This is a genomic window from Salinimicrobium oceani (assembly GCF_012037645.1).
On sequence record NZ_JAAVJR010001416.1, the window covers coordinates 1 to 311 of the forward strand.

Sequence of the window (311 nt, forward strand, 5' to 3'; positions counted from 1 at the left end):
TTCCAGGTTAGACTTAGCTCGTATCACCTCCTGCTTTTCATCCTGCTTACGCTTATCTTCAAGTTCCTTTTCTCTTTCAAGACGCAGGCTTTCCTTTTCTTTACGCTTCTCTTCGCCTACTTCTTTAGCTTCAACCTTTTTACTTTTATCGGTTTGAAACTCATCAGAAAGCACCTGATAAATCTCTCCCGATATTTTTGTGGTAGGACGCGCTTCTATCTCGTGGCCCTGGGAATTAAGAAATTCCACAGCACGATCCAGCGAAATATTAAATTCACGCAGTACCTTATTTAATCGCATTGTCTTTGCTT

At 41.2% G+C, this 311-nt stretch carries 1 pseudogene; it reads right to left on the reverse strand.

Going from position 1 to position 311, the window contains the following annotated elements:
* Positions 1–311: pseudogene (locus tag HC175_RS22450) on the reverse strand (translation initiation factor IF-2); the annotation flags it as partial.